General features: G+C 67.7%; 1 protein-coding gene. It reads left to right on the top strand.

Annotated elements, in window-relative coordinates; all coding sequences use genetic code 11:
• The coding region (locus EN851_RS35745) for a methyltransferase domain-containing protein (protein WP_135931137.1) at window positions 1-288 on the top strand (288 nt) is incomplete at both ends.

Here is a 288-nt window from a genome sequence, read left to right as displayed (position 1 = left end):
GTCCATTTGGACGACCGTGCCCAACGAGCGGCTGGTCGGCCTCGGCTATACGCTGCCCTGGCTGGAACGCTTCGGCACCGATGCCGAGCGCGTCTTCGCTTTCATGCCGGCGACGCAAGGCGCGGTGGTGTGGCCGGCGATCGGGCCGGCGGCGACGGCGCTGGTCTTCGACGAGGAACTGCCGCTCGTCGATTCCTGCATCGACCGCGTGCTTTTGGTGCATTCGCTCGAACATGCCGAGAACCCGCGCGAGACGCTGAACGAGATCTGGCGCGTGCTGTCGCCGGC

Source organism: Mesorhizobium sp. M8A.F.Ca.ET.208.01.1.1 (assembly GCF_004791315.1).
Lineage (GTDB): Bacteria > Pseudomonadota > Alphaproteobacteria > Rhizobiales > Rhizobiaceae > Mesorhizobium.
The sequence above is the reverse complement of the archived record's forward strand: the minus strand, read 5'-3'. Positions and strand labels throughout refer to the sequence as shown.